Origin of the sequence: Pseudomonas sp. (assembly GCF_030696055.1) — a bacterium.
Classification (GTDB): domain Bacteria; phylum Pseudomonadota; class Gammaproteobacteria; order Pseudomonadales; family Pseudomonadaceae; genus Aquipseudomonas.
In genome coordinates this window covers 1-11585 of the sequence record NZ_JAUYNP010000057.1, presented here as the reverse complement: position 1 = coordinate 11585, position 11585 = coordinate 1, and the positions used below count along the sequence as shown (strand labels likewise).

General features: G+C 64.0%; 13 protein-coding genes. 5 read left to right on the top strand and 8 right to left on the bottom strand.

Translation table 11 applies throughout. The annotated features are described in order from the left end of the window. A partial coding sequence (locus Q8Q83_RS03480; RefSeq protein WP_305621149.1) for a 3'-5' exonuclease occupies positions 1-531 on the top strand: 531 nt, incomplete at its 5' end. 132 nt (positions 532-663) lie between these two features. After that, on the top strand, positions 664-1236 hold the full coding sequence (locus tag Q8Q83_RS03475; RefSeq protein ID WP_305621148.1) for a xanthine phosphoribosyltransferase: 573 nt from the start codon (positions 664-666) through the stop codon (positions 1234-1236). A 205-nt stretch (positions 1237-1441) separates the two neighbouring features. Here Q8Q83_RS03475 and Q8Q83_RS03470 read toward each other — a convergent pair whose 3' ends face one another. From Q8Q83_RS03470 to dadA, 5 genes are all read right to left on the bottom strand, one after another. Next, a complete protein-coding gene (locus tag Q8Q83_RS03470; RefSeq protein ID WP_305621146.1) occupies positions 1442-1858 on the bottom strand; it encodes a cytochrome c5 family protein in 417 nt (138 codons plus the stop codon). A gap of 134 nt (positions 1859-1992) precedes the next feature. Continuing rightward, positions 1993-2541, bottom strand: a complete 549-nt coding sequence (locus tag Q8Q83_RS03465; RefSeq protein ID WP_305621151.1) for a cupin domain-containing protein — start codon at positions 2539-2541, stop codon at positions 1993-1995. Positions 2542-2642: 101 nt separating this feature from the next. Continuing rightward, positions 2643-3731, bottom strand: coding sequence for an alanine racemase (gene alr / locus Q8Q83_RS03460; RefSeq protein WP_305621145.1), 1089 nt, complete (start codon positions 3729-3731; stop codon positions 2643-2645). 120 nt (positions 3732-3851) lie between these two features. Continuing rightward, a complete protein-coding gene (locus Q8Q83_RS03455; RefSeq protein WP_305621144.1) occupies positions 3852-4202 on the bottom strand; it encodes a RidA family protein in 351 nt (116 codons plus the stop codon). Next, positions 4177-5475: a D-amino acid dehydrogenase gene (gene dadA / locus Q8Q83_RS03450; RefSeq protein WP_305621142.1), complete on the bottom strand. Its 1299-nt coding sequence runs from the start codon at positions 5473-5475 to the stop codon at positions 4177-4179. Before dadA ends, Q8Q83_RS03455 begins: the two co-directional genes overlap by 26 nt. Positions 5476-5628: 153 nt before the next feature. Here dadA and dadR point away from each other — a divergent pair, with 153 nt between their 5' ends. Then, the gene (dadR, locus tag Q8Q83_RS03445) at positions 5629-6117 is read left to right on the top strand and encodes a transcriptional regulator DadR (RefSeq protein WP_090250512.1); all 489 of its coding nucleotides are present in this window, start codon (positions 5629-5631) and stop codon (positions 6115-6117) included. A 116-nt stretch (positions 6118-6233) separates the two neighbouring features. Here the strand turns inward: dadR and Q8Q83_RS03440 are convergent, their stop codons facing one another. Continuing rightward, positions 6234-6587: a YkgJ family cysteine cluster protein gene (locus Q8Q83_RS03440; RefSeq protein ID WP_305621141.1), complete on the bottom strand. Its 354-nt coding sequence runs from the start codon at positions 6585-6587 to the stop codon at positions 6234-6236. A 175-nt stretch (positions 6588-6762) separates the two neighbouring features. Between Q8Q83_RS03440 and Q8Q83_RS03435 the strand changes: the two genes are divergently transcribed. After that, the gene (locus tag Q8Q83_RS03435) at positions 6763-8076 is read left to right on the top strand and encodes an FAD-binding oxidoreductase (protein ID WP_305621139.1); all 1314 of its coding nucleotides are present in this window, start codon (positions 6763-6765) and stop codon (positions 8074-8076) included. Between the two features lie 182 nt (positions 8077-8258). Here the strand turns inward: Q8Q83_RS03435 and Q8Q83_RS03430 are convergent, their stop codons facing one another. After that, entirely contained in the window at positions 8259-8504 is a 246-nt protein-coding gene (locus Q8Q83_RS03430) for a DUF1127 domain-containing protein (RefSeq protein WP_305621138.1), read from the bottom strand. A 181-nt stretch (positions 8505-8685) separates the two neighbouring features. Between Q8Q83_RS03430 and Q8Q83_RS03425 the strand changes: the two genes are divergently transcribed. Further along, entirely contained in the window at positions 8686-10125 is a 1440-nt protein-coding gene (locus Q8Q83_RS03425; RefSeq protein ID WP_305621136.1) for a PLP-dependent aminotransferase family protein, read from the top strand. A gap of 6 nt (positions 10126-10131) precedes the next feature. On the opposite strand, the gene Q8Q83_RS03420 is transcribed toward Q8Q83_RS03425, so the two are convergent. Continuing rightward, positions 10132-11280 carry an MFS transporter gene (locus tag Q8Q83_RS03420; RefSeq protein ID WP_305621135.1) on the bottom strand — a complete coding sequence of 383 codons (1149 nt, stop codon included), beginning with the start codon at positions 11278-11280 and terminating at the stop codon, positions 10132-10134. Positions 11281-11585 lie beyond the last annotated feature (305 nt).

The window sequence follows — 11585 nt, the reverse complement described above, 5'->3', positions numbered from 1 at the left end:
TCCAACGACAAGGTCGCCGACGCGCGCATGGGCAACGTCTGGTTCCTCGTCGAGGCGCTGAAGAACACTCTGGAGCGTGATGAAGACGGCGACATGACCATCGAGGATGCCATCGGCAAGCTGGTGTTGCGCGACATGCTGGAACGCCAGCAAGAGGAAGAGGAAGGGGCCGAAGGCGTGCAGATGATGACCCTGCACGCTTCCAAGGGCCTGGAATATCCCTCGGTTTACATCCTCGGCGTGGAGGAGGAAATCCTCCCCCACCGCTCCAGCATCGAGGCCGACACGGTCGAAGAAGAGCGCCGTCTGGCCTATGTGGGCATCACCCGCGCCAAGCGCAACCTGACCATGACCTTCGCCGCCAAGCGCAAGCAGTACGGCGAAATCATGGACTGCGCGCCGAGCCGCTTCCTCGATGAACTGCCTCCCGAGGATCTGGTCTGGGAAGGCCAGGAAGACGCGCCCCCCGAGGTCAAGGCCGCCACAGGTAACTCGGCGCTGGCCAATATGCGCGCCATGCTGAAAAAATGACCGGGAGTCATTTTTAACGTCGCGTAGCGACGGCCCGCAGGGTGGCCGCCAGGGATGGCAGGCCATAAAAAATAGGCTTATATCAATAGCCCGACGCAGATCGGGCACCCCATCACTGAAGAGGGTAACCGCGTGGAAGCGCTGAAACAGAAGATTCGCGACGAAGGCATAGTGCTGTCCGAGCAGGTGCTCAAGGTCGATGCCTTTCTCAATCACCAGATCGACCCCGTGCTGATGCAGCAGATCGGCCACGAGTTCGCCCTGCGCTTCGCCGGGCAGGCCATCAGCAAGATAGTCACCATCGAAGCCTCGGGCATAGCCCCGGCGATCATGGCCGGCCTGGAGCTGGGCGTGCCGGTGATCTTCGCGCGCAAGTACCAGTCGCTGACGCTGAAGGACAACCTGTATATCTCCAAGGTGTTCTCCTTCACCAAGCAGACCGAGAGCACCATCGCCATCTCCGCCAAGCACCTGACCAGCGCCGACCACGTGCTGGTGATCGACGACTTCCTCGCCAACGGCCACGCCGCCAAGGCGCTGATCGACCTGATTCAGCAGGCCGGCGCGAGCATCGCCGGAGTCGGCGTGGTGATAGAGAAATCCTTCCAGGCCGGCCGCGCCGAGCTGGACAGCCTGGGTTTCCGGGTCGAATCCCTGGCGCGCATCAGCTCGCTGGCCGATGGCCAGGTCAGCTTTCTCGAATAAACGCCGGGCACAAAAAATTTCCGGGAGAAATTTTTAACGTCACCCAGCGACGGCCCGACGGCAGGCGCCCATGGAAGGCAAGCCACAAAGAAATCTCCGGGAGAGATTTCTGACGTCGCGCCAGCGACGGCCCGCAGGGTGGCTGCCATGGATGGCAAGCCATAAAAAAACCGCCCTCGGGCGGTTTTTTTGTCGGGATGTCGCCTTACAGGCCGGACATCTTCTGGATGGCTGCACGCAGCTCATCGTCGGAGCAATCCGCGCAGGTGCCTTTCGGCGGCATGGCGTTAAGGCCGGAGATGGCGTGCGCCAACAGGCCGTCGACGCCATTGGTGGCGCGGGCCTTCCAGGCAGCGCTGTCGCCAATTTTCGGCGCACCCAGCACGCCTGGGGTATGGCAAGCACCGCAATGCTTGGCGATGATGTCATCGCCGGTACGCGGCGCGCCGCCAGTGGCAGCCGCCACGGCGCCGACGCCTTTGCATTCTTCGCCCATCACGCAGACTTCACCGACCGGCTTGAGACGCTCGGCAATGGCTTCGTCGGTCGTGGCCTGAGCAGTCACAGCCCACAGGGCCAGTACAGCAGCCGGTGCTATCAGGATCTTTTTAATCAGGTTCACGGTACACCCTCATCGTGGCTAGTCACGCTCGCGGCCACGGCTTCGCGAGCGGGCGACAGTATAACGGCAAGCCGCGGCGGCTGAAACAACCCAGATTGCCGCAGGGTTATTAGCCAGCGGCTAGCACTGAACGCTTAGAAGTTCGCCGGCGTAGTGGCACTGATCAGCCGCGCGGGCCCCTCGAAGGGGTTACGGAAGCGGTGCGGCTTGCTGCTCTCGAAGTAGTAACTGTCGCCCGGTTCGAGGATAAACACCTCCTCGCCCACGGTCAGTTCGAGTTTGCCCTCGACCAGCATGCCGGCTTCCTCGCCCTCATGGGTGTACATCTCATCCCCGGTATCGGAACCGCTGGGATAGATTTCATCGAGGAAGGAAATAGCCCGGCTCGGGTGCGCCTTGCCCACCAGTTTCATGGTGATGGCGCCGCTGCAGATATCGGTGAGGTCGGCGGCCCGATAGACCACCTGGGACTGGTTGTCCGGTTCCACATCCAGGGAGAAGAACTCCACCAGCGACATGGGGATACCCGCCAACACCTTTTTCAACGAACTGATCGAAGGGCTTACGCTGTTCTTCTCGATCATCGAAATGGTGCTGTTGGTCACGCCTGCCCGCTTGGCGAGTTCACGCTGGGACAGACCTTTGAGTTTGCGAATGGATTGCAGTCGAACACCGACGTCCAATGCTGGAGTCCCCCTCGGGAAGATACGGAAAAGTAGCCGTATCATGGCAACAGCGTTCAGTATTTACAACAGCTGAATAGAATACCTAGGCAAACGGTTGTTTAACTCCCGTTATAGAGCAGCGGCACCCGGCGCAGGTTGCAGAAAATCTGGTAGGGAATGCTGCCGGCCTGGAGGGCCACGTCGCTGGCCAGCACCTGTTTGCCCCACAATTCGACCCGGCTGCCCAGGCCCGCCTGGGACAGATCGCTCAGGTCGAGGGTAAGCATATCCATGGACACCCGGCCGATCAGGCGGGTCAGTTGGCCATCCACCGCCACCGGGGTGCCGGTGGGTGCATGGCGTGGGTAACCATCGGCATAGCCCATGGCGACCACGCCGACCCGGGTCGGGCGCTCGCTGACAAAACGTGCGACATAACCCACAGGCTCGCCGGCCGGCAGTTCACGCACGCTGATAATTTTCGACTCCAGGCACATCACCGGCAGCAAACGCGCAGCCGCAGCCTGCTGTTGCTCAAAGGGCGTGGCGCCGTAGAGCATGATGCCGGGGCGTACCCAGTCGCTCGGCTGTTGGTTTTGGAAGAGCCGTGGCCAACCCAGCACCGCCGGAGAGTTGCGCAGGCTGACCTCGCCCACCAGGCCCTGGCGCGCCAGCTGAAACACTGCAAGCTGCTCCTGGCTGCGCGGGCAATCCAGCTCGTCGGCGCGGGCGAAGTGGCTCATCAGGACGATTTTCGCCACCTTGCCGCTGGCCTGCAGGCGCTGGTAGGCGGCCTTATAGTCGGCCGGATGGAGGCCGACGCGGTGCATGCCGCTGTCCATTTTCAGCCAGACGCACAGCGGCTTGCTCAGCGCACTGCGCTCGATGACCTCCAGTTGCCACAGCGAATGCACCACGCACCAGAGCTCGTGCCGCTCGATCAGCGCTAATTCATCAGCCTCGAAGAAACCTTCCAGCAGCAGGATAGGCCCGCGAATGCCGGCCTCGCGCAGCTGCAGCGCCTCCTCGATACAGGCCACGGCGAAACCATCGGCCTCGTCCTGCAGGGCCTGGGCACAACGCACCGCGCCATGCCCGTAGGCATCCGCCTTGACCACCGCCAGGGCGCGCGCGCCGCTCAGCTCACGGGCCAGCCGGTAGTTATGACGCAGGGCTTGCAGGTCGATCAAGGCACGGGCGGGACGCATGGTCTTCTCGTATATCGGGCGTAGGCTGGCTGGAGCCATTTCCTGGCGCAACCCAGCACGGAGTTGCAGATTAAAAAAGCCCAGCGGGACAGCCAGGCAAAGGCTTTATCGGGGCCGCCCTCAGAGCGCGGACACCACCATCATTTCCACCAGCACCTCGGGTTTGTACATCTTGGCTTCGACGCAAGCCCGGGCCGGCGCGGCGCCTTCGGCCACCCAGGCATCCCATACCTGGTTGAGGCCGGCGTAGTCGCGGTCCAGGTCCTTCAGGTAGATGGTCACCGAGAGAATCTTCGCCTTGTCGCTGCCGGCCTCGGCCAGCATGCGGTCGATATTGCCCAGGGTTTCCCGGGTTTGCTGCACTATCTCGCCGCTAAGATCGTCGGCCAACTGCCCGGCCAGATAGACGGTGCCGTTATGAATGACGATTTCGCTGTAGCGGCTTTCAGTGCGCAGGCGCTGTACTGACATGTTTGCGAGTCTCCTGGGTACGGCTGTAACGGGAAATATCCAGACCTTCGGCGCTGATCTGCGGACGCTTCTTGCCGATCAGATCGGCGAGGAAGCGACCGGAGCCGCAGGCCATGGTCCAGCCCAGTGTGCCGTGTCCGGTATTCAGGAACAAATTGCGGAAGCTGGTGGCACCGACAATCGGCGTGCCATCCGGAGTGGCCGGGCGCAGGCCGGTCCAGAATTCGGCCTGGCTGAGATCGCCGCCTTGCGGGTAGAGATCGGCGGTGATCATTTCCAGGGTCTCGCGGCGACGCGGGTTGAGGCCCAGGTCGAAGCCGGCGATTTCCGCCATGCCGCCGACGCGGATGCGGTCGTCGAAACGGGTGATGGCCACCTTGTAGGTCTCATCCAGAATGGTCGAGGTCGGCGCCATCGCGGCATTGGTGATTGGCACGGTCAGCGAGTAACCCTTCAGCGGGTACACCGGCGCGCGCACGCCCAGCGGCTTGAGCAGTTGCGGGCTGAAGCTGCCGAGAGCCAGGACGTAGCGGTCGGCGGTTTCCAGCTTGCCATCGATCCACACGCCATTGATGCGGTCGCCGGCGAAATCCAGGCGCTGGATATTCTGCCCGAAGCGGAACTCGACGCCCAACGACTTGGCCATGTCCGCCAGCTTGTGGGTGAACATCTGGCAGTCGCCGGTCTGGTCATTGGGCAGACGCAGGGCGCCGGCCAACTTGTCGGTGACCGAGCCCAGGGCCGGTTCGACCCGAGCGATGCCGGCGCGATCGAGCAATTCGTAAGGCACGCCGGACTGCTGCAGCACGGCGATGTCCTTGGCGGCGTTATCCAGTTGCGCCTGGGTGCGGAACAGCTGGGTGGTGCCCAGGCTGCGGCCCTCGTAGGCGATGCCGGTCTCGGCGCGCAGTTCGTCGAGGCAGTCGCGGCTGTACTCGGACAGGCGCACCATGCGCTCCTTGTTCACCGCGTAGCGGCTGGCGGTGCAGTTGCGCAGCATCTGCGCCATCCACAGGTATTGGTCGATATCGGCGGTGGCCTTGATCGCCAGCGGCGCGTGCCTTTGCAGCAGCCACTTCATGGCTTTCAGCGGCACGCCCGGGGCGGCCCAGGGCGAGGCATAGCCAGGGGAGACCTGGCCGGCGTTGGCGAAACTGGTTTCCATGGCCGGCGCCTGCTGCCGATCGACCACCACCACCTCGAAACCCTGGCGCGCCAGATAATACGCACTGGCCGTACCAATCACACCGCTACCCAGAACCAGAACCCGCATGACTCTCTCCTCGCCGCGACCCAGCGCGACGGACAATGCCGAACCTCGATTGGGCGCAGTATAAGAAGAGACGAGCAGTGCAATTCACTATATAAACAGCTATCTTTGGCGAGAATTCTTGGCAAAAACGCCTTCTGTAGAGGGGTATCCACCATGCGCACTCAACATCAAAGCCGCCGCGAACTGGACAAGATCGACCGCAACATCCTGCGCATCCTGCAGGAGGACGGGCGCATCAGCTTCACCGAGCTGGGCGAGCGGGTCGGCCTCTCCACCACGCCCTGCACCGAGCGGGTGCGCCGCCTGGAGCGCGAAGGCATCATCATGGGCTACCACGCCCGCCTCAACCCGCAGCAGCTCAAGGCCAGCCTGCTGGTGTTCGTCGAGATCAGCCTGGATTACAAGTCCGGCGACACCTTCGAGGAGTTCCGCCGCGCCGTGCTCAAGCTGCCCCACGTGCTGGAGTGCCACCTGGTGTCCGGCGACTTCGACTACCTGGTGAAGGCGCGGATCAACGAGATGGCCAGCTACCGCAAGCTGCTCGGCGACATCCTGCTCAAGCTGCCCCATGTGCGCGAGTCGAAGAGCTATATCGTCATGGAAGAGGTCAAGGAGAGCCTTAGCCTGCCGATCGCCGACTAGGCTGCAAGCGAATCAACCGTAGGTTGGGTTGAGGCGCGTAGCGCCGAAGCCCAACGAGCGATGGTCGGAGCCCAGGTGTGTCGATCAGTGTCGGGCTTCGCTGCGCTCAACCCAACCTACACCAAGCGCTGCCGGGTGGTGGCGATCAGCCGGTGCACCTGCTGCTCCACCGCCGGCTCGGTCATCTGCTCCGGCCCCTGGCCGCGCGGGCACGGCAGGCTGGGGGTGGTGCCGAACAGGCGGCAGATCAGCGGGCGCTGGTCGTACACCTGGCAGCCCTGGGGCCCCAGGTGCACGCAATTGAATTCGGCCAGGGCGGCATCGTGCTCGGCCTCGCTCTTCACCGGCAGCCGCGCCATCTCCTCGGACGAGGCGGTGACCGGGCCGCAGCAGTCATGGCAGCCCGGCACGCAGGCGAAACTGGGGATCTGCAAGCGCAGCTGGTCGATCTTGCGGCTGGTGCAACTCATGGGCGCGGTCCTGGGTGAATGCTGCGCATGGTACTGCGCCCAGGCCTCGATCGCGGCAGTTCACTGGGTTTAACCGACGGAAAACGCTTTTTTTGCTTATTGCCTCTTGGCGTAGGGCAAAGCCCATGCTTATGCTTCGTAAAATTTTCCAAACACAATAATCAGGATTCCACACATGAACGCCCGCGTTCACCAGCCGGTTCACAGCAGCCAACACGCCGCCTCTTATTACGCCGCCAGCGTCAATCGACAACTGGCCTACCCGCCGCTGAGGGGGGAAATGCGCGTCGACGTGTGCATAGTCGGTGGCGGCTTCTCCGGGCTCAATACCGCTATCGAACTGGCGCAGAAGGGCCTGTCGGTGGCGCTGCTGGAAGCCCACAAGATCGGCTGGGGCGCCAGCGGGCGCAACGGCGGGCAGCTGATCCGCGGGGTCGGACATGGCGTCGAGCAGTTCGAATCGGTGATAGGCAGCGAGGGCGTGCGCGAGCTGAAACTGATGGGCCTGGAAGCGGTGGAAATCGTTCGCCGGCGCATCGAGCAGTACAGTATCGATTGCGACCTGACCTGGGGTTACTGCGACCTGGCCAACAAGCCGCGCGACCTGGCCGGCTTCGCCGAAGACAAGGCCGAGCTGGAAAGCCTCGGCTACCGCCACCCACTGCGCCTGCTGCAGCCGGAGCAGATGCACGAGGTGGTCGGCTCCAGCCGCTATGTCGGCGGCCTGATCGACATGGGCTCCGGCCACCTGCACCCGCTCAACCTGGCGCTGGGCGAGGCGGCGGCGGCGCAGAGCCTGGGCGTGCAGCTGTTCGAAGATTCGGCGGTGACCCGCATCGACTACGGCAGCGAGGTCAAGGTGCATACCGCCCAGGGCGTGGTCCGCGCGGCCAATCTGGTGCTCGCCTGCAACGCCTACCTGAACGGCCTGAACAACAACCTGGGCGGCAAGGTGCTGCCGGCCGGCAGCTATGTGATAGCCACCGAGCCGCTGTCCGCTGCCGAGGCGCGGGCGCTTATTCCGCAGAATATGGCGCTGTGCGACCAGCGCGTGGCCCTGGATTATTACCGCCTGTCCGCCGACCGCCGCCTGCTGTTCGGCGGCGCCTGTCACTATTCCGGGCGCGATCCGGCGGATATCGCCGGCTATATGCGGCCGAAGATGCTGGCCGTCTTCCCCCACCTCGCGGACGTGAAGATCGACTACCAGTGGGGCGGCATGATCGGCATAGGCGCCAACCGCCTGCCGCAGATCGGCCGGCTCAAGGGCCAGGCCAATGTCTATTACGCCCAGGCCTACTCGGGCCACGGGGTCAACGCCACTCACCTGGCCGGCAAACTGCTCGGCGAGGCCATCGCCGGCCAGGCCAGCAGCGGCTTCGACCTGTTCGCCAAGGTGCCGCATATGACCTTCCCCGGCGGCAAGCACCTGCGCTCGCCGCTGCTGGCCCTGGGCATGCTCTGGCACCGGCTTAAAGAGCTGGTCTAAGAACCGGCCTCGGATCTGCTGCGCGTCGGCGATACTGCGTTAAAAATGGCCTCGGGATGCTCATTTACAGCTCGTAAACTCCGCTCCCTCGGCCATTTTTGCCTTGTCTCGCTCTAGCTCGCGAGGTCCGAAACAGGTTCTAAGCCCTCTCGCGGCACAGTAGCCCGGCATTACTTCCTTGCTTAAAGCGTCCAGAACGGCCGCAAGGCCTCGCTACGCGCCTGCTCGCGGGTCAGCCCGACATCCTTGAGCTGCTCATCGCTCAGCTCGAGCAGCGCGCGGCGGGTGCTTAGGCGGCGGTAGAACAGCTGCCAGCGTTCGACCAGGGTTGCGCCCTTGCTCGAGCGGCCATACAGATGCCCCGCGCGGGCATCCTCCTGCAACTCCTCCGCCTTGACTGTCAGCCTCACATCGCTAAGCCCGTTCATCGCATTCTCCTGCTCGAAAGCCTGATGGGAGATCATGATGAGGGGCGCAGAAAAAGCATGACAGATTCAAAAATATCTTTTTAACTCCATACAGATTTCTGTGATCAGCCTCTGAATGGCGGATTTATCGCCTATCTGTACTGGCTTGCTGAATTGCATGGCACAACGCGAGGGAACTGTCATGACGCTCTACGTCAACCTGGCCGAACTGCTCGGCGCGCGCATCGAACACGGCTTGTATCGCCCCGGCGATCGCCTGCCCTCGGTGCGCGCCCTCAGCCTCGAACACGGGGTCAGCCTGAGCACGGTGCAGCAAGCCTATCGCCACCTGGAAGACCGGGGCCTGGCCACCCCAAAACCTAAGTCCGGCTACTTTGTGCCGCTGGCCCGGCAGCAGCCCGCATTGCCTATGGTCAGCCGCGCCGCGCAACGGCCGGTGGATATCTCGCAGTGGGATCAGGTGCTCGAGCTGATCAGCGTGCCCCCGGGCGGCGATGTGCTGCAGCTGGGCCGTGGCATGCCGGACATCAGCAGCCCGACCCTGAAACCGCTGCTGCGCAGCCTGTCGCGCCTGAGCCGGCGCCAGGCGCTCAAGGAACTGAGCTATGGCTGCCTGCAGGGCGATCCGGGCCTGCGCGAGCAGCTGTCGCGGCTGATGCTCGACTCCGGCTGCCAGATTCCAGCCCAAGACATAGTCACCACCACCGGCTGCCACGAGGCGCTGGCGGCGGCCATACGTTCGGTGTGCGCGCCGGGCGATATAGTCGCGGTGGATTCGCCGAGTTTCCACGGCGTCATGCAGGCGCTCAAGGGCTTCGGCATGAAGGCCCTGGAATTGCCCACCGACCCGCTCACCGGAATCAGCCTGGAGGCCCTGGAACTGGCCCTGGAACAGTGGCCGATCAAGGCCATCCAGCTCACCCCCAACTGCAACAACCCGCTCGGCTATATCATGCCGGATGCCCACAAGCGCGCGCTGCTGGCCCTGGCCCAGCGCTATGACGTGGCGATCATCGAGGACGATGTCTACGGCGACCTGGCCTACAGCTACCCGCGCCCGCGCACCATCAAGTCCTATGACGAAGACGGTCGCGTGCTGTTGTGCAGTTCCTTCTCCAAGACCCTGGCCCCCGGCCTGCGCATCGGCTGGATAGCCCCCGGGCGCTACCTGCAACAGGTGCTGCACATGAAGTACATGGGCACCGGGACGACCGCGCAGCTGCCGCAGCTGGCCCTGGCCGAATTTATCGAGAGCGGCCATTACCAACCGCACCTGCGGCGCATGCGCAGCCAGTACGCGCGCGGGCGCGACCTGATGACCGAATGGGTCAGCCGCTACTTCCCGGCCGGCACCCGGGTCAGCCGGCCCCAGGGCAGTTTTATGCTGTGGCTGGAGCTGGAGCCAGGCTTCGACAGCCAGCGGCTGAACCGCCTGCTGCTGCCGCACAAGATCCAGATCGCCCCCGGCAGCATCTTTTCCGCCGCGGGCAAATACCGCAATTGCCTGCGCCTCAACTACGCCGCCCAGCCCAGTGCGCAGCTCGAACAGGCCATACGCCAGGTCGGCGCCTGCGCCGCCGAACTGCTGGCCGAGCAGCAGGAGCCGGACGTGCGCAGCTGAAGAGGATCAGGCCCCGGTTGCCAGCCTCTGGCTGAACGCACCGCGGCGAAACGCCAGCCAGACGAAGCCCGCCGCGCCAAACGCCATCAGCATCGGCAGCGCATGACCGCTGACCCATTGGCTGGCGGCACCGGTGCTCAGCGGCCCGAGCAGGCAACCCGCGCCCCACAGCAAGGCGATATGGGCATTGGCGCGCACCAGGGCGTCATCCCGATAGCGCTGGCCGACCAGGATCAGCGACAGGGTATAGAGCCCCCCCGCACTGGCGCCGAACAACAGCAGCAGCGGCCAGATCAGCGGCGTATGCAACAGCGGCGCAATGCTCAGGCTGGACAACAGCAGCACCACGCCGCAACAGCGGAACAGGCTCTGCCGCGGCACCCGGTCGGCCAGCCAGCCAATCGGCAGCTGCAAGGCGGCATCCCCCACCACCACCACGCTGACCATCAGCAGCGCCAACTGCTGGGCAAAGCCTTCGCGCAGCAGGTACACCGGCAGCAGGGTCAGCACCATGGCCTCGAAGGCGGCAAACAGCACCACCGCCCAGGCGATCGCCGGAGAGGCCCGGCAGAACAGCACCACCCCATGCCCCGCCGCGCTTTGTGCATTGACCTTGGGCGCGCCCGTGCGCCCCAACAGCAGCAGGCTGCCGGCCACCAACAGGCCAGCGGAAAACCAGAAACCGCGATCGCTTTCGGTACCCAGCAGGGTCAGTAGCAAGGGCCCGCACAGCTGGCTAAGGGCGAACCCAGTGCCATATAACGCCACCAAGCGGCCGCGCAGACGGTCCTCGACCAGCTGATTGATCCAGCTTTCGCCGAGCACGAACACCACGGTCAGGGAGACGCCGATCAGCAGGCGCAGCACCAGCCACAGGGCATAGCTCGGCATCACCGTCAGCAAGCCGACCGAGACCGCGCTGGCCAGCAGGCACAGGCGCAGGGTTTGCGGCGTACCGAACCAGCCGGCCAGGTGCCCGGTCAGGCGCGCGCCCAAGAGCACGCCGATCGCCGGCATACCGGCCATCACGCCGATAGCGAAGGGCCCGTAGTCCCAGGCCTCGAGGCGGAAAGACACCAACGGCAGGGTCACCCCCAGCGCCAGGCCGACTATCACCACCGCCGCGCTGACGGCGAAATAGGTTGCCCAATTCATCTGTTCAACTCCCATCCCATGGAGCTAAAGGCCCCGGGTTAGCGCTAACCCGGCGCAAAAAAACGCGGCCAGGCTTCCATTCAAGGAAACCCGGCCGCAGGTGTGGCTCGCCAGAGCCGGCCCCTCAACTTAGGGACAGACCTCACAGGAGGACAAAACGTCCCCCTCAAAACAGATTCCCGGCCAAACCTCGACCTAATCCGACACCACCAAAGATCTCCTGGGCTAAGGCCAGACAAGGCGCCCCGGAGCTTTTAAGCGCAGCGTACTGCAGTACGTGAGCATTAAAAGCGAGGACGCAACGC

What these genes read in the sequence shown, in the direction of transcription:
- Q8Q83_RS03440 (WP_305621141.1), bottom strand. Translation starts at nt 6,587, where the DNA reads ATGAGTTGCACCAGCCGCAAGATCGACCAGCTGCGCTTGCAGATCCCC.
- Q8Q83_RS03420 (WP_305621135.1), bottom strand. Translation starts at nt 11,280, where the DNA reads ATGAATTGGGCAACCTATTTCGCCGTCAGCGCGGCGGTGGTGATAGTC.
- Q8Q83_RS03435 (WP_305621139.1), top strand. Translation starts at nt 6,763, where the DNA reads ATGAACGCCCGCGTTCACCAGCCGGTTCACAGCAGCCAACACGCCGCC.
- dadA (WP_305621142.1), bottom strand. Translation starts at nt 5,475, where the DNA reads ATGCGGGTTCTGGTTCTGGGTAGCGGTGTGATTGGTACGGCCAGTGCG.
- dadR (WP_090250512.1), top strand. Translation starts at nt 5,629, where the DNA reads ATGCGCACTCAACATCAAAGCCGCCGCGAACTGGACAAGATCGACCGC.
- Q8Q83_RS03430 (WP_305621138.1), bottom strand. Translation starts at nt 8,504, where the DNA reads ATGAACGGGCTTAGCGATGTGAGGCTGACAGTCAAGGCGGAGGAGTTG.
- Q8Q83_RS03425 (WP_305621136.1), top strand. Translation starts at nt 8,686, where the DNA reads ATGACGCTCTACGTCAACCTGGCCGAACTGCTCGGCGCGCGCATCGAA.
- Q8Q83_RS03455 (WP_305621144.1), bottom strand. Translation starts at nt 4,202, where the DNA reads ATGTCAGTACAGCGCCTGCGCACTGAAAGCCGCTACAGCGAAATCGTC.
- alr (WP_305621145.1), bottom strand. Translation starts at nt 3,731, where the DNA reads ATGCGTCCCGCCCGTGCCTTGATCGACCTGCAAGCCCTGCGTCATAAC.